The organism is Streptomyces spiralis (assembly GCF_014654675.1).
GTDB classification, from domain to species: domain Bacteria; phylum Actinomycetota; class Actinomycetes; order Streptomycetales; family Streptomycetaceae; genus Streptomyces; species Streptomyces spiralis.
Window position 1 is genome coordinate 49,713 of record NZ_BNBC01000038.1, and the last position, 20,040, is coordinate 69,752.

Consider the following 20,040-nt stretch of genomic DNA (forward strand, 5'->3'; position numbering starts at 1 on the left):
ACACGTGCACAGCGGCGCCCGTACCTGCCGGTTCCGGCCGGCACCCGCCGCCACTGGGTGCTTCGTCCTGCGAGGCGAAGGTTTCTTCTTGGCCGCCACTGGCGGCCTGCGCACACTGGGTGTATGGGCCGGATGACCGTCGGCCAGTCGACGGAGCGCGAGGACATGCTCGCGGAGGCCGTCGCAGATGCCGTCCAAGGCTCGAGCGCGTATGCGGGGAGCGTCTTCCTGCGCTCGCGTGACCGTCGGTCCCTCGTGCTCGCGGCGACGTGCGGGGTGCCGCCCTCCCTGCTGGGTGGCTGGAGCCTCATCGCGGTGAACAGCCCCATCCCGGTCGCCGTGGCATACAAGTCCGGACGCACGGTCCACCTGGCAAACGCCGATGAGACGATGCGGAGGTACCCGCAACTGGCGGTGGCTCTGCCGTATGCCTTCGGCTCCTGCTCGGTGCCAGTGCAGGCACATGGGGAACGCTTCGGATCGCTGGCGATCGTGCGGCCGGCGGCACCGGGCAGCGCGGGGCTGACCAAGGCCGAGCGCCGCCACCTGCGGAGCGTCGCCGGCCGACTGGGTAACGGTCTGGCCGCGTTCTGTGACCGTACCGGCGATCCGGTGGAATGCGACCCGGGGACGCCTCCTGTGGAGGCCCCGGCTCCCTCGGCAGCAGCCCTACAGGTGGGTTTGTTCGACTGGGACCCCGGCTCCGGCACCTTCGGCGTGGACGATGCGTTCTGCGGGATCGTCGGTCTCGATCCCGATGCCTTCGACGGACGAGCCGAAACGGTCACTTCGTGCCTGCATCCCGGTGACCGAGGGGCTTTGCGGGCCTGTGCCCGGGAGGCGGGACTCGAGGGCCGGTTCGGCGCGCGTCGCGTGCGTGTCCGGGAGCGGGGTGAGGCCGGCGGGGAGTATCGCACGGTCGAGCTGTGGGGCCGCGCACTGCGAACCGGCGACCCGCGCCCCGGCACGCACCTGGTCGGCGCGGTCGTGGACGGCCGGGCCGGCAGTGCGGCCCTCGCAGCGGTCGAACGGCTGCGGAACGGGCTGTTCTCCCTGGCTCCGGACGGGCGGGTGACCTACGCCAACCACAGTGCCCTGCGACTGCTGGACGTGTCCGTCGACGAGATTCTGGGCCGGTGCCTGTGGGACGTGCTGCCGTGGCTGTCCGACCCCGGCGTCGAATACCGGCACCGGTCCGCGATGATTTCGCAGACGCCCTCGTCCTTCCTGGCGAGCCGACCGCCCGACCAGTGGCTCGCCTTCTCCCTCCACCCACGGGCGGACGGGGTGACCGGCTGGGTTGTGCCCGCCCCCAATGCCCCGTCGGCTCATGCGATGCGTGCTTCCCCGGCCACTGGAGTACCCGCGGCCCCACCGGCACGTCTGGGTGCCATGTATCACGTCCTGCAGCTGAGCAGCGCGCTGACCGAAGCAGTCACCACACGCCAGGTGTGCGAAGTCGTCTCCGACCAGCTCCTGCCGGCCTTCGGGGGTCAGCAGATGGCGATCTATGTGGTCCGCAGCGCAACGATGCACCTGCTCCATCACACCGGCCGCCACGAAGAATTCCTCGACTGGCTGGAGGGCGTTCCGCTGCACGCACGCCTGCCGGGAACGGAGACCCTCACGTCCGGTGCTCCACTCTTCATCGAGTCGCAGAAGGACCTCGCACGGGGCTACCCGGGAATCCCCATGGGCCGGGTGAGCTCCTGGGCGTACCTGCCGCTGATCGCCTCTGGCCGCCCGGTCGGCACCTGCGTCCTCGGCTTCGACGAGATCCACCATTTCACCGAGAAGGACCGCGGCGTCCTCACCGCACTTGCCGGGGTGATCGCCCAGGCCCTGGAACGAGCACGGCTGTACGACTCGGAGTTCGCCGTCGCGCACGGCCTGCAAAAGACGCTCCTGCCGCACCGGCTGCCGGCCGTCCCGGGTATCCGCACCGTCGCGCGCTATCTGCCGGCTACCAGCGGGATGGACATCGGTGGGGACTGGTACGACGTCATCCGCTCCGCCACCGGGATCTGTCTCGTCATCGGCGACGTGGAGGGGCACAGCATCGCTGCCGCGGCCACCATGGCCCAATTGCGCAGTGCCGTTCGGGCTTTCGCGGCTGCGGGCCATACGCCCGGCGAGATGATGGCCGGCGTCAACCGAACCCTGATCGACCTCGACTCCGATCTGCTGGCGAGCTGCTGCTGCATCCACCTCAAGCCCCATGGCGAGCACGCCTACGTCGTCACGGCCGGCCACCCGCCTCCGCTTATCCGCCGGCCCGACGGCACAACCGAGGCCCTTGGCCTGGATATCGGACCGGTCCTGGGAGTGGATCACGCGAGCGCCTACGCCCATACCCGCATCGCCCTCCCGCCAGGATCCGTTCTCGCCCTCTACACCGACGGGCTGGTGGAGGAACCCGGCACAGACATCGACGTGGGGATCGACCGCCTGCGAGCATCACTGGCCCACGCTCGTGCGGACTCACTGGACGAACTCGCCGACCGGATCCTGCACAACGCCCGCGGCTCCCCCTACCGGGCCGACGACATCGCCCTGCTGCTCACCGAGCATGGTGGCGACCAGGGCCCCCATCACCCTCGAGCCGGCTCGTGCGGACCGTGACGACAACTCCACGGCGGTGGGGTGACTCGGCGTTCCCTCCGCTCGGCACAGCCCAGCACCGCACACTGAAGATCAACGATCACGTGGTCCACCAACCCGCTGGACGGCTCAACCGCGGGGTCAAGCGCACCGACGTCGTCCCGGTCCTCCTCAACGACGACTCGCTCCTGCGACTGGTCACCGCCGCGCTCTTCGAACCGCACGACGAGCGGATCGCCTTCCCCCGCCGCTACCGACCTCGCACCAGGCGCGGTGGCCCATGGCCAAGAGGCCCTGCAGCGTCCCGGTCGCTGAGGTGCCGGGCGCGGGCGGCGAGGTCGAGAAACAGGGCGGTGGGGTTGGGGCGGACGCCTCCTCGCCGCTGCGGCGTGGGCCTTCGGCTCGTCTGGCCGGTACGGATCACTGAACGCTGTTCGGCGTCCAGCGAAGCGTCATGTCGGGCAGTTTCTCCATGTTGCGATCACCATCGCTGGTGTCGAGGACGGTGAAACCGTGGCTCTCGTAGAACGCGCGGGCTTCGGTGTTCTGCTGAAAGACATGCAGGCACACCCCGTCAGGGCTGTGCCGCCTGACCGCATCGAGCAGGAGCGTGCCGACTCCCTGCCGGCGCACGGCCGGGCGCAGATAGAGATGTTCGAGCATGTCACCGTCGAGGGCCGCATAGCCGATGATCTCCGCATCACGCACTGCGACCCAGATACGACATCGCCTGAGCAGGACGTCCTGGACCCATCTGGTCACCTGCTCGTGACTGCGCTTCTGCGGGGGCAGATAGGGCATGGACGCCGATCGAGAGGTCATGTGGATGCGCGCGATCACGGCTGCATCTGCTTCCTCCGCGAATCGGATCCGCGTCTTGCCGTCATCACTCACATCGGGAACCTACAAGCCCAGCAAAGACTCGATCCAGCGGTTAACCCTTCAGCCGATGGTAATGACACTCCACCGCTGCGAATCCCCGCCGGTGCAGACCGACAACTGCACCCGGTTGAACTTGTTCCTGGCCAGGCATGTGCCCGTCACCGAGTTCTTGATCTGCGCAACCAACCAGTTGTCCTTGGTCACCCGCCAGTAGGCCGCCGGATCGTCGGCCAGGCACGGCTTCATCGCGAGAAGCCCGTTCCGTGCCGTCAAGCAGAGCCCCGTGGTCGGCCGTCCCGGCCGCCGTTCTGGCGTATGGGGTGTGGCCGGGGGGCGGGCCGCCACCAGGCGGCGGACGAGGGCGGTGATGCCGGCCCGCCTGCGGATCACGCTCGACGAGTTCGATGCCGTGGACGACCGGCAGTTCGAGTACGCGCTGCGGGACCTGCTGATACGAGACGGCTTCGATGCCCGGCAGGTCGGCCGCGCCGGCGACCAGGGCGCCGGCGTCATCGCCGAGCACTCGCGCCTGGGCCGCCTGGTCGACCGGGACCGGCTCGGCCAGTGGGCCCACGACGGCGTCCCGCTGCACCACCTGCTGCGGTTGCCGGCCCGGAGGGGAGACTGATCGCGCTGGTCAGCTTGCTCGAGGGAGGATGATCCTCAAGCCCGGACCCTGGGTGACGTCGATCCTCCGGCCCGTGCCGAACCACCCACGCTCATGTGACGTAGATCACTGCCTCGGACGTGGGTAGCGGCGACGGTTTTTCCTTCCGCGGCGGGTCTTGATGCGGACCGAACCCGACGACCACTGTGGAGCGCCCGATGTCCGATTTCTTCCAGACCGCCGTTGTCACCGGAGCCGGCCGAGGCTTCGGTCGTGCGATCGCAGCCGTGCTCGTGGCCGCGGGGACCAGCGTCATCGGTATCGCCCGGCACGAGCAGGAGCTGCGCGCCGTACGCGACGAACTCGGCGAGGGCTTCACCGCCATCGCCGCCGATGCCACCGACGAAGCTCTCGCGCAGGACGTGATCCGCGCGCACCGGCCCGGACTGCTGGTCCTCAACGCCGGGGTCACGCCGCACATGGCGCCCGTGCACGAGCAGACCTGGGACACCTTCAGCCGCAACTGGCAGATCGACACCCGGCACGTGTTCACCTGGACGCGGGCGTCCCTCGTGGAGCCCCTGGCGCCGGGCAGCGTGGTCCTCTCGATGTCCAGCGGAGCTGTCCTGAACGGGTCTCCGCTCAGCGGCGGATACGCCAGCGCCAAGGCCGCCATCCGATACCTCAGCCGGTACGCGGCCGACGAGTCGGAGCGGGCCGGCCTCGGTATCCGGTTCCACGCGCTGCTTCCGGGGCTGACCCCGGCCGGCGGCGTCGGCTCGGTCGGAATCGCAGGCTACGCCGCGCGCCAGGGCGTCGACCGCGACACCTTCGTCGAGGGCCTGCACCCGATCCTCACCGCAGACCAGGTCGCCAAGGCCGTCCTGGACGTCGCCCAAAACCCCGACAGCGCCCCGGAGTACCAGGTCAGCGGCGCGGGACTGCTCCCGGTCAGCTGAGCCGCCGCCCACCGTGGACCGCACCGCCCCCTGGGAGAAGCCGTGATTGCCCCGGACACCGAGTTCGCCGCGCTGGCCGAGCCGTTCCGGCCGGAGCTGCTCGCGCACTGCTACCGGATGCTCGGCTCGATCCATGACGCCGAGGACCTGGTGCAGGAGACCTACCTGCGTGCGTGGCGCGCGTTCGACCGGTTCCAGGGCCGGTCCTCGGTGCGGCGCTGGCTCTACGCGATCGCCACCAGGGTCTGTCTGACGGCACTGGAAACACGCTCCCGGCGGCCGCTTCCGTCGGGCCTGGGCGCGCCTTCGGACGATCACCGGGTGGCCGTGGCTCCCCGCGAGCCGTCGGTGGCGTGGCTCCAGCCGGCCCCTGACGCACTGCTCGGCGGCGACGACCCGGCGGCGATCGCGGCCGGGAGGACGGGAGTGCGGCTCGCCTTCATCGCCGCGCTCCAGTTCCTGTCCGCCCGGCAGCGGGCCGTGCTGACGCTGCGCGACGTACTGGGATTCAAGGCCGCCGAGGTGGCCGAGATGCTGGACACGACGACCGCAGCCGTCGACAGCGCGCTGCGCCGTGCCCGGGCCCGCCTGACCGAGGCTGGACCGGTCGAGGACGACCTGGCCGAGCCGGACGACATGACCCGGCGCATTCTTCTCGACACTTACGTCGACGCATTCACCCGGGCCGACCCCGACGCACTGATCGATCTCCTGCGGGCTGACGTCGAGATGGAGATGCCACCGATCCCCACCTGGTTCACCGGGCAGCGGGCCGTCGCCGGATTCCTGACCGGCCGGATCCTTCGCAGGGACCTGTGGCGGATGGTGCCCACCCGCGCCAACGGACAGCTCGCCGCCGTCGTCTACCAGCGCACGGGCGACAGCCGGTACGAGGCGTACGGCGTCCAGGTCCTCACCCTGATCGGCACCGGCATCGCCCGCATCACGTCATTCAACGACCCGAGTCTGGTGCCGACGTTCGGCCTCACGCCCGCGCTATCGGCCTGAACCGGTGTGGTGGATCCGTGCGCCGCGGGCGTTTGGGCAGCTCCTGGGCGAAACGCTGCACGACAGCATGCGGCACATGGAACGTTGGCCGGGACCGGCGATCCGGACTGGACCGTCATCACCACCCTCGACAACCCCACTCCGCTCCAGTGGATCCGCCGCGAAGCGCACACCAAGAGATGCGCCGATCCGTCCGCGCCCGGCAGCTTGTAAACGAAGCACTACTGGCCTGCTGCGTGGACCGTCGCCACCGCGAACACGGCGGTCACCCACGTCCACAGCGCGGAGAGTGCGACGTGACCCGCCGTCCGCAGCCGATGACCCCGCCACAACCGCGGTGAGAAATAGGCGAACTCCATCACCCAGCGCAGGCCCCAGAACAGGGTCTGCCCGCACAGCAGAACGGTCGGCAGGGATCCGCCGGTCAGGAGCTCCCGGGCGAACGCCAGCGACAGTGCGCCGAGCAGCACGCAGGTGAGGCCGATGAAGAACAGATGCGCGTACGAAACCTGTCGGGTCAGCAGGCTGGTGTTGCCGAGGTCGTCCGGCCAGCCCAGGATGCGCGGCAGCACCACGTGCAGCAGCCCCATGCCGATCAGGGCCATACCGACCAGGCGCAACTGCCAGGTGAGAGCGAGGAGATGGGTCATGCCGGTCCCCTGGTGAAGGCGAGCGCGGTGACCAGGCGGGCGATGCGATGCTCGGCCGCCGGAAGCAGACCGGCGTGCGCGGCCAGCCGGAGCCACTCCGCGCGGGGGAGGAAATGCCAGGCACCCGGCCCGAAGACGGCCGTATTCGGGCCGTCCCTGAGGTGTTCCACCAGGACCAGGCGCCCGCCGTGGCGCAGCACCCGGGCGCATTCCTCGAACAACCGCTCCCTGTCTTTCACCTGCCGCAGTTCGTGGGCGGCGAAGATCAGGAATACGGCGTCCACCCCGGACCGGGGCACGGGAAGGGCATCCGGACGGCCGGGCAGGGCGTGCGGTGGCGGCGGCACCCGGCGCCGGGCCCGGCGCACCGAGCCCTCGGTCATCACGGCGGGGTCGTAAAGGTCGACGGTGATCTGCCGGGAGGCCGGCCAGCGGGCGGCCAGCGGGGCGCTCGCCTCGTCCAGGCCGGTGCCCACCACCAGGTGCTCGGACGGCGGCTGCGGCAGCAGCGTGTCCAACCAGTCGTAGTCGTACAGTTCGGAGCGGTCGTAGACGAGCCAGCTCGCGACCGTTGCGGAAGTGAGCAGACCGACAGCGGCTGCTGAGCCGGCGCGAGCCATGGTGCGCAGCGGGTACGGCAGACGGCCGGCCAGGGCGGCGCACACCCCCGCGGCGACCAGGCCGGCGGCGTACTGCGGCCAGTTGTAGGCGATCACGTCCCGCACGCCCGACCGGCGGGTCACCGCTCGCTCCCGCTCTCGGTCCGGCGCAGGCCGCGTTCCCAGCCGTACTCCAGGTCGGCGACGTGGAAGGCGTTGGCGAGGAGCGGCCGGGTGCCGGCGAACGGACCGTGGTCGAAGAAGGTCAGGCGGCGCACGTCGACCGAGACGGGCTGCGGGTCCCAGTGAGCACGGAATGCCTTGATCACGATCATCGACCGGGTCTGCGGTTCGTACTCGAAGGTGTAAGGGAGCGGGCCCGCGAAGCGCCGGGCGGCGCGAGCGTCGCTGAAAGGGCTGCCCGCGGGCAGCGGCGCCGGCGCGCTGCCGAGGTCCGCCCGCACGTGCAGGTCCGCCCGGCCGTCGGCGCTGTCCACGCGGAACTCCAGCGACTCGCCCTCGGCCCTGGCCCTGATCCGGGCCAGGCGGTAGTTGTAGCGGGTCAGCAGGTTGCCGCCCAGCATCATCAGCCTGCGGTCGGTGTCGCTGCGCAGGATGCGCAGTCCTCGCATGACGCGCCCGCCCGGAGTGCGGAAGCGGGTGAAGACGCGGTAACCGGTGAGCAGATAGTTCGCCCCGAAACGTGCGGGCAGGACCGCCGGCCGCAGGGCGCGGGTGTCCACCAGCGCGGCCGCCACGAACCCGTGGTCTCCGTATGTGTCCAGTTCCAGGCCCGGTGGGACCAGCGGGTGCAGCACCGCGGAAGGCAGCGCGTACGTCAACACCAGTGAGTGGGCGAAGCGTGCACGTATCGCCACAGGATGGCGCTGCAGCAGATGCCTCACGGCTCGATCCTCCGATCCGGGGCAGCGCCCCCGAGACACACGGCCCGTATCACACCCCACAACGCCGAGCGATCCTGTGCCGCCCAGCCGGGCCCGTCCGGACCCGGCTCACGGACGCTGCGCAGAACCACCACCCCGCCGGGCCGCACGGCGTGCCGTACGGCCGACCGCAGCCGACGGGCGAAACCGGCGCCCGGCCCGTCCAGAACGTTCGAGAGCGTCACCGCGTCATAGCCGCCGCGCGGCGCCTGCTCCAACGCGTCCACCACGTCGTCGCACACCAGCCGGACGCCCGGTGCCCACAGCGCCGGGGCGCCCGGCGGCTCCTCGCCCGCCAGCAGCCGCCACAACCACGGGTTGCGCGCATTGGGATGCCTGCAGACAGTCCGCTCGAGGCGCCGCAGCAGCACCTCGTCGAAACGCGTCGGTACGACACCGGCGAACGACGGACGCAGCGCGACCGCCAGGGCTCCGCCGGGGCGCAGCGCCACTCGCATCAGCCGGCGCAGACCCTCGGTGTCCAACTCCTCCCGCCAGCGGCGAGCTTGCTCCACCGGATCGTCCAGCGTCAGGAAGCCGTGCAGCTCTCTCTGCCGCCACGCGGGCAGCAGCCGCGCCGCGGCGCCCCGGCCCAGGCGCATGACCGCCTCCGCCGTGCCCTCCTGGACTCCGCCACCGACCAGCCGCTCCCGCGCGTATGTGAGCTGTACCGGGTTGACGTCGACGGCCGTCACCTCGTACCCCGCCGAATGCAGGGCTGCCGCTGTGTCCCCCGCCGAGGCGATGCACAGCACCCGAGCGCCCGGCGGCGGGAAGACCGCCAACTCGACACCCCAGTCCTCGTACATCCGCCCGAAGAGCAGGCGCGGACCGCCGAATCCGCCGACCAGCCGACCGCGCGCCCACGGTGTCCCGCTCACTCGGCCGCCGTCCAGGTCACCATCCAGATCAGCGCCAGGAAGGCCAGGTCCTGCGTCACCAGCCGTCCCGGCTCGTCGATCTGGCCCGAGCTGAAGAGCAGACCGCCCAGGTTGAACGCCACGACCAGCACGGTCTGCACGAGCGCGGCCGACCGCGCCCGCCGCCCGCTCAGCACCCATGCACCGATCGAGACCTCCGCCAGACCGATCCCGACGAGCACTCCCGTCACCGCCCACCCCGGCAGGAACGGCACGTCACCCACGATCGCCCGCTGGTCCGCCCGCCCCGGCCAGATCTTGCACCAGAACCCCTCGTAGAACCACACCAAGGCGATCGCCCACCGCGCCACCCGGACCCGCCACCTCGTCATCACGAGATGATCATGCCTGCCGCACCATCCAGGGCGAGCTCCGGCCCCGTCGTCCGGCGGCGCGGTGATCAGCTCGGTCCTCATCACGCGGCTGCCGTTGGGTGCATGGTTCAACAGTGCACTGTCATGAAGGGACCGACGGCCGCATCCCGATCGCTCTTCACGTCGACGGCACAGTGCCGAGAGCAGGGTGCCGAGGGTGGCGCGCTTCATGGCGTCGGTCCGGAAGGCGAACCTGTGCTCCGCGCCCGCGCGGCTGACCTGGAGTCCCTCGACTTCGCCCGGCCGGCCCTCCCGCAGGGCCTCGGTGATGCGGGCGATGAGGTTGTCGCGGATCTCGACGAGCCGTGCCCGTTGCGCCGGGTCCGGTCCCAGGAGTGACCATCTGGGACAAGCATTCGGTGCCCCCAGGTTCCAGGCCGATCGAAAGATGTTGCCCAGGCTCGCCGAGTTGGAGAAGGATCTCTTGCCGAGGCGCAGGAGGGCCCACTCAGTATTGGGGGAGGACGGTATGGAGCCACTGGAACTCCGGCGCGCGGTTGAGGCAGGACGGGCCACCGCTACGGAGCTGGGCCTCCAGGTCGACGATGTGGTCGTCATCCACAACTCGGACCGCGTCGCGCTGCGCCTGGTCCCTTGCGATGTTCTGGCTCGGGTCGCGCCTTCGGGACATCTGGCTGATTCCGAGTTCGAAGTGAAGGTTGCTCACCATCTCGCCGACGTCGACGCTCCGGTGGCTGAGCTCGACCCTCGGGTCCCTCCTCAAGTCCATGTGCGTGATGCCTTCGCCGTCTCGCTCTGGACCTACTACGAACCAGTGGGATCAGAGATCACGTCGGCCGACTACGCAGACGCGTTCATGCGGCACCATGCCGCCCTGCGCCGGATCGATCTGGACGCACCGCATTTCACCGATCGAGTCGCCGTGGCACTGAGAGAGGTGAACGACCGGGAGCGGTCCCCCGACCTGCCTGATTCTGAGCGGGAGTTCCTCAGCAGCACACTCAGTGGGCTGACCGCCGCGTTCAGCCGCGACCAAGGCGGCGACCAGCTGTTGCACGGCGAGCCGCATCCGGGCAACCTCCTGAACACAAGGAGAGGGCCGCTTTTCGTAGACCTCGCCACGTGCTGCCGTGGGCCGATCGAGTTCGACCTCGCCCATGCGCCCGAAGAAGTGGGAAGCTCTATGCGGGAGCTGACCGCGATCTGATTCACCGGTGCCGCGCCCTGAACTGGGCGATGTTCTCCGCCTGGCGCTGGCGCCGAGACGACCAAATGCCTGACCGGGACCAACGGAGGGTGGACGGGCTCAACCAGGTTCGTGCTGCACTTGATCGCTGCAGACTGGGCTGAAGTCACGGCAGGGTGCCTGCTGGGCCGGTCCCGATCCGCTGCACCAGTGTGCGGAATGCCGGCACGGCGCGGTTGTAGGTGTGCAGGAAGCTGTCCAGGGTTGCGGTGCGTTCGGTGTTGCTGGTGCGGGGGCGGATGTAGGCCCATTCATCGAGCACAGTGCGGTTGAAGCGTTCGACCTTGCCGTTGGTCTGCGGCCGGTAGATGCGGGTGAGTCTGCGGGTCGCACCGAGATCGGCAAGCGCCTGTCGCCAGGCGAAGCTCTTGCCCGCCGCCGTCGGGGTGCCCTTGCCGTCGCAGATCGGCTGGTGCTTGCTGCCCGTCTTCCGCCGGTCGACCGGCAACGGGCCGGTCGCGGCTCCCCCTCTTTCACGCGCACGTGGGAGCCGTCCGCGCCCGCGCGGGTCGTTGGCGGTGCGCGCCCCGAAGGCGCGATGTCCTTCGGGGCCCGCGACGGGGGTTCCGGTTCAGGCGTTGTAGCCACCGTGGGCGTCCAGCACCGCGCCCGTGACGTACGACGCGGCGGGGCTCGCCAGAAAGGCGATCGCCGCGGCGATTTCTTCGGGCTGACCCATGCGTTGCAGAGACAGCGAGCTGACCAGGGTCTTGAGGGTCTCGGGGTCCGGCCCTTCCATGCCGCCCTCCATCAATCCGGCCTCCACGACGTTGGCCGTGATGTTCCGGGGCCCGAGGTCCCGTGCGACCCCCATGGTGTACCTCTCGATCCCCGACTTGGTCGCCGAGTAGTCGGCAAGGCCCGGGGCACCGACCCGGGAGCCCAGTCCGGAACTCACCGTGATGATGCGGCCGCCCGCGCGCAGCACTCGGGCGGCGGCCCGGATGACGGCGATCACGCCGAGGTAGTTGGTGGCGTGCATCCGATCCAGTGCGGCGGTGTCGGCGTCCGGGTCGTCCACCGTGCGGCCCTGCTCCACCGAGATCGCCGCGTTGTTGACGAGGATGTCCAGGCCGCCGAAGTGCGCGACCACGTCGTCGATCAGTGCCGGCGCCCGACTCGTGTCCGCCTGGTCGGACTGGAAGGCGACGGCCTTCGCTCCCTTGCCGTGCACCTCGTCGACGACAGCCTGCGCCTGCTTCTCGGAGCCGACATAGGTGAAGGCGACGTCGGCGCCCTGCTCGGCCAGCAGTCGTACGGTCGCGGCTCCCAGTCCGCGCGACCCCCCGGTCACCAGGGCGACCTTGCCCGTGAGTGGCTTGCTCATTCTTCTCACCTCGTTGATCGGCTCTTCCCGACAGTCGCAACGCTAATTGTTACGACAGCTTGTCGCAACCTTTTCTGTTACGACTGTGTCCGTCGTAACATAAAGAGTTGCGGCCGAAAGGAGGGGTGCATGAGTGCCAACAGCAGGTTGACCATTGCCGCCCATGCGCTGGCCTGGATCGGTCTCTACCAGCGCCAGGGCCATGAGGTCGCCACCTCCGAGCAGATCGCGACCAGCGCGAACACCAACCCCGTGGTGATCAGGCGGCTGCTCGGCGAGCTGCGCAGGGCCGGGCTCGTGGAGTCCCGGCGGGGCGTGGGCGCGGGCTGGTCACTGGCGCGCGAGCTGGGGTCGATCACCCTGCTCGACGTGTACGAGGCAGTGGAACCCGGCCCGCTGTTCGCGATGCACCGCACCACCCCGGATCAGGGATGTGTGGTGGGTTACGGCATCCAGCCGGCGATGCAGGGCATCTACGAGGGCATCGAGGAGACCCTGAGACACGAGCTGGCCCGCGTCACGCTCGAGAACGTACTCCGGGACGTACTCGCGGCACCTCGCTAGCCGGGCAATCAGTCACGCCGAAGGCCGTTGCCGCATTGGACCGTGTCCTGCGAGCTCGTGACTTGATCTTGTTGAAGTGTCACGAGCTCCAATGATCGCCGCCGTCAGCAGCGCACACCCCTGTGCCGGCCAGGCGTCGGTGAGCGTGGACCAACTGCGGCGGCAGCCGCTGATCGTGGCCGCCGGGGAGGACGAGCCCGCGGTCACCGCCGGTCTGGCCGCCGTTGCCCCGCCGACCCCAGGAAGGGCAGCCTGCACAAGTCAAGCGAGTGATCGCGCAGCGCCGCGGCAGAGACCGCGGCGGCACGATCAAGGGGCCGGCGGGGCGCATCCCACGAAACCGCTTTCTGCCGCGGGCGCGGCAGGCTGTGTTTATGGGGGGTACAAGCTCGACCCCTCTTCCATGCGGCGCGGCGCCTTAGCGTTGAAGGCATGGAACGCCTCCCCGACCACCGCGCCGACCCAGGAGACAAGCTCTACCGGCGAACCAGATCATTGAACCCCGGACGTCGGCCAGAACTCCGCGAAGATCACAGCAGCGACGCTGTGATCCGCTGGGCCGACGGTCGAGCGCTGTCGGGGGCGAGCAGCCACGCCACCAGGGTGCGCCGGCGATCGGGCTGATCGGTGTCGCGCGGCCCGACGAGATAGACCTCCTCGACGAGGTCGTCGGAGCGCAGACCGTTTCGGGCGGCAAAGGAGCCCACGGCGGCGTAGGTGAGGTCGATGTCGTCGTGCGGACCGCAGTGGGTGGCGACGGCGGCTGCCCGCTGAGGCAGGTGGAGCTCCCGCACGGCGTCAGACGTCCCTGGCGGCGGGGGCGGCTCGGCCGGGAGATCTGCGATGCACGGCACCAGCCACCGCTCCCTGATCCGGCCTGATCGACGAGACACCCCCTATAGAGCCTCCCGCAGCCATCCACCAGCAGGAAAATACGGGGGAAGGGGCGGGGCTGGGGCAGAGGGGCGGGGGGAGCGGGAGCCGCGGGTGTCCGCGAAACACACCGCCCTCAACGGCCCGCTAGCCGACGATGTCAACGCCTTCGCCGAGCACCCGGACGAAGGCAGGGGAGGCCCGGTGTACGCGGACCGTCAGTAGTCACTCACCCTGTCCGGTCCCGGCGGCATCACGAGGATTTCAGCCCAGTGCGGGATAGTCGCCGGCAGCGAGGTCGTCGATCAGGCTCGGGTGGGTGGGCTGCCAGTCGAACCGTTCCCGGGTCAGTGCACTCGACGACGGCATGTCAAGGGCGAAAAGGCGACCGATGAGGCCGAAGCGCTCAGGCGGCGCAGACTCGACCGGCACCGCGAGGACACCGCCGATGGCCTCGGCCAGCGACCTCATGGTGTCGCCCTCGTCGGCTACCGCGTGCAGGACCGTGCCCGGCGCAGCGTCCTCGAGTGCGATGCGGAACAGCGCGGCGGCGTCAAGCCGGTTGACCGCCGGCCATCGCTGCGTGCCGTCGCCGACGTACGCTGACACGCCCGTTTTCTGCGCGGCGGCGATGAGCACCGAGCAGAAGCCGTATTGCGACCCGCGCTGGTGCACGGAGCGCGGCAGCCGCACGACAGAGGACCGGACGCCCTGGGCGGCCAGGGTCAGCACCATGTCGGAGGTGCGGCCGCGGCCACCGACCGGACCGTCGGTGGTGTTGGGGTCCTCCTCGGTGGAGGTGTGGCCTGGCATCATCGGCGTGAGACCGGCATGTACGAACGGCTTGCCACTGCCTGCTAGTGCGGCCGCAAGGGTTTGTACAGCGCGTGCTTCCTCGTCGATGCCCTGTTCCAGGTTGCTCCAGTCGTTGCTGAAGGCCAGGTTGATGACGCCGTCGGCCTGCGTGGCGCCGGTGCGGAGGCTGTCGAGGTCGGTGAGGTCGCCGCGCAGCGGCGTCCCGCCGACGGCGGCGACGGCCGTAGCCGCGGCATCGGAGCGGACGAGGCCGAGGACCTCGTGACCAGCGGCGATGAGTTCGGGAACGACAACTGAGCCGATGCTGCCGCTGGCGCCAGTGACGAACACGCGCATGGGAGACTCCAGATGATTGCTGCGACGCTGTGTCTCAGGACAAGAACTGGCGGTCCGGGCCTTTCGCGCCGCCCGCCGCGGGAAAATCCCCGACTGGGCGACCGCATCTCCTCAGCCCCAAATGCCACTTTATCAGCGCATACATGGCGTGCTGGGGACCGGACTCGCGCCAGCGACTCGTTGTGGCGGCGCTTCAGTCCTTCGCCGGGCAGGGTGCGAGGGGACGACCGTTGCGGTGATCGCCGGCCGGGCCGGGTCGGGGCGCTTCCCCCGGGAGCTACTTCGCCCAGTGGTGGGCAGCGAGGGTTTGCTTGGTAGGCCCGGGGGATCAATGGGTGTTCGTGTCGCGGGAGCGGCCTGTGCTCCGGTTCCGCCGTGAGGGTGACGGTGCGTTCGTCCGGGTCGTCCGTGACGATCGAGGCCTTGCCTGCCTCCTTGTGGAGCTTTTGCCGCTGATGGGCACGGTGAGGGTCAGGCGCGGCGGTTGTAGGTGGGCGCATCCACGGGTTGCTTGGACTTGGGAAGCCCGCCGACCACGAGACGGTAGGAGTCGGTCACGAGTTCCTTCACCAGCTTGTCGTCGATGGTGCCCCCGCCTTCCACTGTGATCCAGTGTCTCTTGTTCATGTGGTAGCCGGGGGTGATGCCTGCGTACTGCTCACGCAGGGCTGTGGCGTCGTCCGGGTCGGCTTTCAGGATCACGACGGGGCGTCCCGGCATGTCCGTCATGAGCATGAAGACCTTGCCGCCCACCTTGTGGAGCTCCCAGTCGGGGTCGAAACGATGTTCCTGGTCGGTGCCGGGCAGTTCCGCGGTGTGATCGCGCGCGACCTTCTGCAGTTCCTGTCCGTCCAAGGTGATCAACTCCTCTGTCGGCTGGAGTGCCTGGCGTGTGTCGGTTCGGGTGCCTGCGCCGGTCGGCGGCCCATGGCCGTGGCGTAGATCGGGACCATGAGCTGCCGGTCGGGCGGTGGCCGTCCACTGCCTACGGGAGGACGCGGATGACTGTCTTCCCGCGGCGTCGCGTTGTCGGGTTGAGGGCGCTGACGGCATCGTCGAGGGTCGCGACGTCACCGATGTTGGTCCGCAGCCGTCCGTCCCGCACCCGCTGCACGATCTCACCCAGTTCGGCACGATCGGCCTCGACGACGAAGTCCACCGCCAGGCCGTCGGTAGGCCGTGCTTCGACCGGGCCGACGATGGACACCAGCGTTCCTCCGGCCTTGATCAGGGCGGCGGACTGCCTTTGAACGTCGCCACCGATGACATCGAAGACCAGGTCGACGCTGCCGACGTCTTTCAGCGCGTCGTTCTCGAGGTCGACGAACTCGTGCGCGCCGAAGTCGAGCGCCTTCTCGCGGTCGGTGGCGCGTCCGGTGCCGATGACGTAGGCGCCGGCTTCACGTGCGAGCTGTGTCACCATCGTGCCGACTGCCCCCGCTGCGCCATGGGCAAGGACGGTCTGGCCGGCCTGGAGGCGGCCGTGCTGGAACAGCCCCTGCCACGCGGTCAGACCTGAGATGGGCAGGGACGCGCCTACCGTGAAGTCGACGTCGCCCGGCAGCGGTGCGAGGTTGCGTGCTTCGATCGCCACGTACTCCGCGAGGGTGCCGTCGCGGTGCCAGTCGGCGAGGCCGAACACCCGCTGCCCGATCGAGAGCCCGGTCGTGCCGTAGCCGAGGGCGGTGACCACTCCGGCCAGCTCGTGGCCGGGGATCGACGGTGTCTTGTCACGGCCGGCGCGATCGGCCCAGGTCGACGGCCACTCCATCTCTGTGGGGACGAAGCCCGACGCATGGATCTGAACGATGACGTCGTTGATCGCTGCGAGCGGCTCAGGTCGCTCCGTCAGCGTCATTCCGGCCGTTCCCGCGGCCTGGTCGGTGACCACAATGGCTTTCATCGAAATGCTTCTTCCTCGTGTGTGTGGTGGGTTTTGGTTTCCAGGTGGGTTTCTAGATGAAGGTGAACAACTGGTCGGCGTCAAAACGCGAGATCGGGGTGGTGTACACCCTCTCCGGGTCGGGGTAGCCGAGTGCCAGCAGCACCGTCGTGGTGTGTCCGCTCTCGCGGATCTTGAAGGCCTTGTCGACACTGGTCGGGTCGAACCCCTCGAGCGGCGTGGCCTCGACGCCGAGCTCGGCGGCCGCCATCATGGTCAGACCCACCGCCATGTAGGTCTGCTTCTCCATCCAGTGGTTCAGGTCCTTGTAGCCGTAGTTGCGCAGGTTGAGGAAGTCCCGGGTCATGGATTCCCACAGCCCCTGCTTGGACGGGTCAGGGAACCGGCCGTCGGCCCTCTCCTTTGCGAACACCGCCTCGAGGTGGGTGTCGGGCAGATCTGCCCGGGTGGTGAGGATGATGGTGTGCGACGCGTTCAGGATCTTCTCGGCGTTGTCCCGGAACCGTTCGCCCAGGTTGTCGGCGAGCCGCTCCTTGCCTTCGGGCGTGGCGAGGACGTAGAAGTGGTTGGGCTGTACATTCACCGATGACGGGGTGGAGCGCAGGAACTTCAGCAGCTGCTGAAGGGTTTCCTCCGGAATGGTCTTGCTGGGGTCGAAATACCTGGTGAGGTGCTTGTTCATGAGCTTGTCGAGGTTCATGTCGATCTGCCTTCTTCTTGCGACGAGTGAGTGGTGAGGAGCGGTGGTTCGCAGGGTTTGGGCTAGTTGGTGCCGCGGGCGAGTAGTTCGCTGATGCGGTCGAAGCTGATTCCTGTCGTCGCGGTGGTGAGGTCACCCGCGACGAGAGCCTTGGTGGCCTGCTGCAGTGCCTCCATCGCGTGGGTGTAGAGCGCTGGACCCACGCTGATGCGCTTGACCCCGGCCTTCTGCAGCTCAGCGACGGTCAGCACCTTGTCCGCCGGCGAGACGAGGACGTTGACGGGTGTCGGCGCGACGGCGGTGACGATCGCGACGAGTGCGTCGAGATCGGGTGGGTAGGGGGCGTAGAGCACATCCGCGCCGGCCTCGGCGAAGGCCGTCAGACGCCGGATGGTGTCGTCGAGATCGGGCCGCCCCTGGATGAAGTTGTCGGTGCGGCCGGTGACGACGATGCGCCCCTTGGCCGCCTCGACGGCGCTGCGTATGCGGTTGACTGCCTCGTCGAAGTCGCGGATCGGTTGATCGGGATTGCCCGAGGTGTCTTCGATCCCGATACCGGCCAGGCCGGACTCGACGGCGGCTTCCACGGTCGCCGCGACGTCTTCGGGCGTGTCGCCGTAGCCGTCCTCGAAGTCTCCGTTGACGGGCAGCCCGGTGAGCCGGCCGAGCAGTCGCGCATGCTCGAGATGCTCGCCACGGGTGACTTCGTGACGCCCGTCGGCCCGGCCGAGTGTGGCGGCGAGTGCCGCCGATGACGTCGCGATCGCCTCGAAGCCGGCATCGGCCAGCATCAGCGCCGAGAGGCCGTCCCATGCGTTCGGCATGACGAGGCCGCCGTCGCGGGTGTGCAGTGCCATGAACTTCTCATAGAGTTCGGAGCCCGGCATATCGAACCTTCCCGAGTGATCGTTTTGGTGCGGCGAGGGGTTTACCGGCTGTGTGCGCGGCCTCGACGGGGATCCCGGCGATCAGCCGGGCGTACCGGACGGGCTGACGGCGGGGATGTCGATGTCGGTCTGGTTGACGTTGTTGAGGAAGTTGGTCAGCAGGACCTGCACCGCCACCGTGACGATCGCCAGGATCTGCGGGTCGGTGTACCCGGCGCCTCGCACAGCCGCGAGGTCGGCGTCGCTCACCTGACCGCGGCTCTCCACCACCTGCTGAGCGAACCGGGCGACCGCGGCGCGCTTGGGATCGATCGAGCTCCCAGCCCGGGCCAGGTCGATGTCATCGCTCGACATGCCACCGAGTTCGGACGATACGTATGTGTGTATCGCCAGGCAGTAATCGCAGCCGTTGGCCTGCGAGACGGCGAGCGCGATGGTGTGCCGCGTCTTCGCGTCCAGAACCCGGCTCAAGGTGCCCTGCAGTGTCGTGACGACGTCGAGGACGGTCGGGTTCGACGCGAGGGTCGCGAACATGTTCGGGACGAAGCCGAACTGTGCGCCGATGTTGTCGAGGATGCCCTTCGTCCCGTCGGGGACCTCGTCAGGAGAGGGAACGTTCAGTCGTGACATGGCGCATCAACCTCCGGTGAGTGTGTAAGTGGTCAGCGTCGAGCCCAGGTCGGTTCTTACTGCTTCAGAGGCCCGGTCCCCGTTGTGACCGCGAACCCCTGTCGACATTTTTTGGGCTAGCCAGCCCACTTCTCGGAGTGAACACCACTCGAATCTGGGCTGTCAAGCCCAATCTGGGGTATCGTTAAGCATGACCACCACTACGGCAGCTCCGGCGCCTCACAAGCTCACGTCAAAGGGGCAGGCCACACGGGCCCGGATCCTGGAGCACGCCGCGGAGCTCATCTACACCAACGGCGTCCACGCGACGAACAACGAGCAGGTCCGCCGGGCCGCCGGCGTCAGTGGATCGCAGCTCAACCACTACTTCCCGACCAAGGAGAGTCTCGTCCTGGCCGTGATCGCCTGGCAGGCCGAGCGCGTCCTGACGTTCCACCGCGACGAGCGATTCGCCGGCTTCGACAGCCTCGACGCGCTCCGGGCGTGGGCGGATTTCTACGTCGGCTACGAGCGCGCCTACCAGGAGGGCTGCACCCTCGGCTCCCTGGCGAGCGAGATCATCAAGACGGACCTCGACGTTCACGACGAGCTCGCGAGTGCGTTCGACCAGTGGAGAGGGATCTTCCGCGACGGAATCGAGCGCATGCAGCAACTCGGCCGCATCAACGCTGAGGCAGATGCCACGCAACTGGCCAACCTGCTCCTTGCTGCCTTCCAGGGCGGCATGCTCCTCGCCCAGGTCGCGCGGGACATCGCTCCACTGAAAGACGCGTTGCAGACAGCCATCGACTACCTGAAGACCTTCGCGACGTCTCCCGACGCCGCCGTACGCCAAGCTCGGTAGCCGCTCCTTGCAGTGCGGGGGCGGCTGCGCGTGGCGTGCCGTTTGTGCTGTTCGTAGGCCGGTTGTAGGGTCTCCCGGCTCGCGGCATTGGGCGTCCTTGTTGACCAGCGGCTCCTCTTCAGGCTCAAGTTGAGTCCACTGGTGGCCTGTCTCACGACCGCGGCATTTCCTCGTTCGCTTCGTTGCGCTTGGCGCAGGTCGACCGGGCCCGTACTGATTTTGTGCGCGAGGTAGGTAATCCGTTGCTGACCATGGTTGCGTCGGAGAGCTTCGCAGGGTGACCGTCTCAGGCCCCCCGGCCGGCCGGTGGCGCTACCGGTCTGCTGGGGAGCACTGGCGGTCATGCGAGGCCGACGGTCGCGGACGGGTGGTTGACGCCCCGGCCGTTCTGTCGTCCCCGCTCGGCGAA

Annotated in this window: 21 protein-coding genes and 2 pseudogenes; 7 read left to right on the forward strand and 16 right to left on the reverse strand. The window is 68.9% G+C overall.

Going from position 1 to position 20,040, the window contains the following annotated elements:
- The first annotated feature begins 123 nt into the window (after nt 1-123).
- Nucleotides 124-2,622, forward strand: coding sequence for a SpoIIE family protein phosphatase (locus IE318_RS31510; protein WP_229903857.1), 2,499 nt, complete (start codon nt 124-126; stop codon nt 2,620-2,622).
- Nucleotides 2,623-3,021: 399 nt separating this feature from the next.
- Here IE318_RS31510 and IE318_RS31515 read toward each other — a convergent pair whose 3' ends face one another.
- A complete protein-coding gene (locus tag IE318_RS31515; protein WP_189905829.1) occupies nt 3,022-3,495 on the reverse strand; it encodes a GNAT family N-acetyltransferase in 474 nt (157 codons plus the stop codon).
- 48 nt (nt 3,496-3,543) lie between these two features.
- Nucleotides 3,544-3,756 (reverse strand): ricin-type beta-trefoil lectin domain protein, encoded by a 213-nt coding sequence (locus IE318_RS31520; protein ID WP_189905831.1) that lies wholly within the window; start codon nt 3,754-3,756, stop codon nt 3,544-3,546.
- A gap of 94 nt (nt 3,757-3,850) precedes the next feature.
- On the opposite strand from IE318_RS31520, the gene IE318_RS31525 reads away from it, so the two are divergent.
- From IE318_RS31525 to IE318_RS31535, 3 genes are all read left to right on the forward strand, one after another.
- Entirely contained in the window at nt 3,851-4,111 is a 261-nt protein-coding gene (locus IE318_RS31525; RefSeq protein ID WP_189905833.1) for a restriction endonuclease, read from the forward strand.
- A 197-nt stretch (nt 4,112-4,308) separates the two neighbouring features.
- A complete protein-coding gene (locus IE318_RS31530; protein WP_189905835.1) occupies nt 4,309-5,049 on the forward strand; it encodes an SDR family oxidoreductase in 741 nt (246 codons plus the stop codon).
- A gap of 42 nt (nt 5,050-5,091) precedes the next feature.
- Complete coding sequence (locus IE318_RS31535) at nt 5,092-6,057, forward strand: sigma-70 family RNA polymerase sigma factor (RefSeq protein ID WP_189905837.1); 966 nt, start codon at nt 5,092-5,094, stop codon at nt 6,055-6,057.
- Nucleotides 6,058-6,278: 221 nt separating this feature from the next.
- Here IE318_RS31535 and IE318_RS31540 read toward each other — a convergent pair whose 3' ends face one another.
- From IE318_RS31540 to IE318_RS31560, 5 genes are read right to left on the reverse strand one after another with little or no spacing between them, the layout of a single operon-like run.
- Complete coding sequence (locus tag IE318_RS31540; protein WP_189905840.1) at nt 6,279-6,707, reverse strand: hypothetical protein; 429 nt, start codon at nt 6,705-6,707, stop codon at nt 6,279-6,281.
- Nucleotides 6,704-7,450 carry a class I SAM-dependent methyltransferase gene (locus tag IE318_RS31545; protein ID WP_229903859.1) on the reverse strand — a complete coding sequence of 249 codons (747 nt, stop codon included), beginning with the start codon at nt 7,448-7,450 and terminating at the stop codon, nt 6,704-6,706. The genes IE318_RS31540 and IE318_RS31545 overlap by 4 nt, the downstream gene beginning before the upstream one ends.
- The gene (locus tag IE318_RS31550; protein ID WP_229903860.1) at nt 7,447-8,211 is read right to left on the reverse strand and encodes a DUF2071 domain-containing protein; all 765 of its coding nucleotides are present in this window, start codon (nt 8,209-8,211) and stop codon (nt 7,447-7,449) included. The genes IE318_RS31545 and IE318_RS31550 overlap by 4 nt, the downstream gene beginning before the upstream one ends.
- A complete protein-coding gene (locus tag IE318_RS31555) occupies nt 8,208-9,131 on the reverse strand; it encodes a BtaA family protein (RefSeq protein WP_189905842.1) in 924 nt (307 codons plus the stop codon). The genes IE318_RS31550 and IE318_RS31555 overlap by 4 nt, the downstream gene beginning before the upstream one ends.
- Entirely contained in the window at nt 9,128-9,502 is a 375-nt protein-coding gene (locus tag IE318_RS31560; RefSeq protein ID WP_229903861.1) for a DoxX-like family protein, read from the reverse strand. Before IE318_RS31560 ends, IE318_RS31555 begins: the two co-directional genes overlap by 4 nt.
- A 511-nt stretch (nt 9,503-10,013) precedes the next feature.
- On the opposite strand from IE318_RS31560, the pseudogene IE318_RS31565 reads away from it, so the two are divergent.
- A pseudogene (locus IE318_RS31565) lies at nt 10,014-10,855 on the forward strand (phosphotransferase).
- Nucleotides 10,856-10,926: 71 nt separating this feature from the next.
- Here IE318_RS31565 and IE318_RS45405 read toward each other — a convergent pair.
- A pseudogene (locus IE318_RS45405) lies at nt 10,927-11,067 on the reverse strand (integrase core domain-containing protein); the annotation flags it as partial.
- Between the two features lie 255 nt (nt 11,068-11,322).
- Nucleotides 11,323-12,078: an SDR family NAD(P)-dependent oxidoreductase gene (locus IE318_RS31575; protein WP_189905844.1), complete on the reverse strand. Its 756-nt coding sequence runs from the start codon at nt 12,076-12,078 to the stop codon at nt 11,323-11,325.
- A 129-nt stretch (nt 12,079-12,207) separates the two neighbouring features.
- Between IE318_RS31575 and IE318_RS31580 the strand changes: the two genes are divergently transcribed.
- A complete protein-coding gene (locus tag IE318_RS31580) occupies nt 12,208-12,642 on the forward strand; it encodes an Rrf2 family transcriptional regulator (RefSeq protein ID WP_030172042.1) in 435 nt (144 codons plus the stop codon).
- A 530-nt stretch (nt 12,643-13,172) separates the two neighbouring features.
- Here IE318_RS31580 and IE318_RS31585 read toward each other — a convergent pair.
- From IE318_RS31585 to IE318_RS31615, 7 genes are all read right to left on the reverse strand, one after another.
- A complete protein-coding gene (locus IE318_RS31585; protein ID WP_229903862.1) occupies nt 13,173-13,436 on the reverse strand; it encodes a GyrI-like domain-containing protein in 264 nt (87 codons plus the stop codon).
- A gap of 343 nt (nt 13,437-13,779) precedes the next feature.
- A complete protein-coding gene (locus IE318_RS31590) occupies nt 13,780-14,667 on the reverse strand; it encodes an SDR family oxidoreductase (RefSeq protein ID WP_189905847.1) in 888 nt (295 codons plus the stop codon).
- Between the two features lie 471 nt (nt 14,668-15,138).
- Nucleotides 15,139-15,522 carry an MmcQ/YjbR family DNA-binding protein gene (locus IE318_RS31595; protein WP_189905848.1) on the reverse strand — a complete coding sequence of 128 codons (384 nt, stop codon included), beginning with the start codon at nt 15,520-15,522 and terminating at the stop codon, nt 15,139-15,141.
- Between the two features lie 130 nt (nt 15,523-15,652).
- On the reverse strand, nt 15,653-16,570 hold the full coding sequence (locus tag IE318_RS31600; protein ID WP_189905895.1) for an NADP-dependent oxidoreductase: 918 nt from the start codon (nt 16,568-16,570) through the stop codon (nt 15,653-15,655).
- A gap of 52 nt (nt 16,571-16,622) precedes the next feature.
- On the reverse strand, nt 16,623-17,270 hold the full coding sequence (locus tag IE318_RS31605; RefSeq protein WP_189905849.1) for a nitroreductase family protein: 648 nt from the start codon (nt 17,268-17,270) through the stop codon (nt 16,623-16,625).
- A 62-nt stretch (nt 17,271-17,332) separates the two neighbouring features.
- Nucleotides 17,333-18,127, reverse strand: a complete 795-nt coding sequence (locus tag IE318_RS31610; protein ID WP_229903863.1) for an isocitrate lyase/PEP mutase family protein — start codon at nt 18,125-18,127, stop codon at nt 17,333-17,335.
- Between the two features lie 111 nt (nt 18,128-18,238).
- Complete coding sequence (locus IE318_RS31615; protein ID WP_189905851.1) at nt 18,239-18,787, reverse strand: carboxymuconolactone decarboxylase family protein; 549 nt, start codon at nt 18,785-18,787, stop codon at nt 18,239-18,241.
- 190 nt (nt 18,788-18,977) lie between these two features.
- Here IE318_RS31615 and IE318_RS31620 point away from each other — a divergent pair, with 190 nt between their 5' ends.
- Nucleotides 18,978-19,631 carry a TetR/AcrR family transcriptional regulator gene (locus IE318_RS31620; RefSeq protein ID WP_189905852.1) on the forward strand — a complete coding sequence of 218 codons (654 nt, stop codon included), beginning with the start codon at nt 18,978-18,980 and terminating at the stop codon, nt 19,629-19,631.
- Nucleotides 19,632-20,040 lie beyond the last annotated feature (409 nt).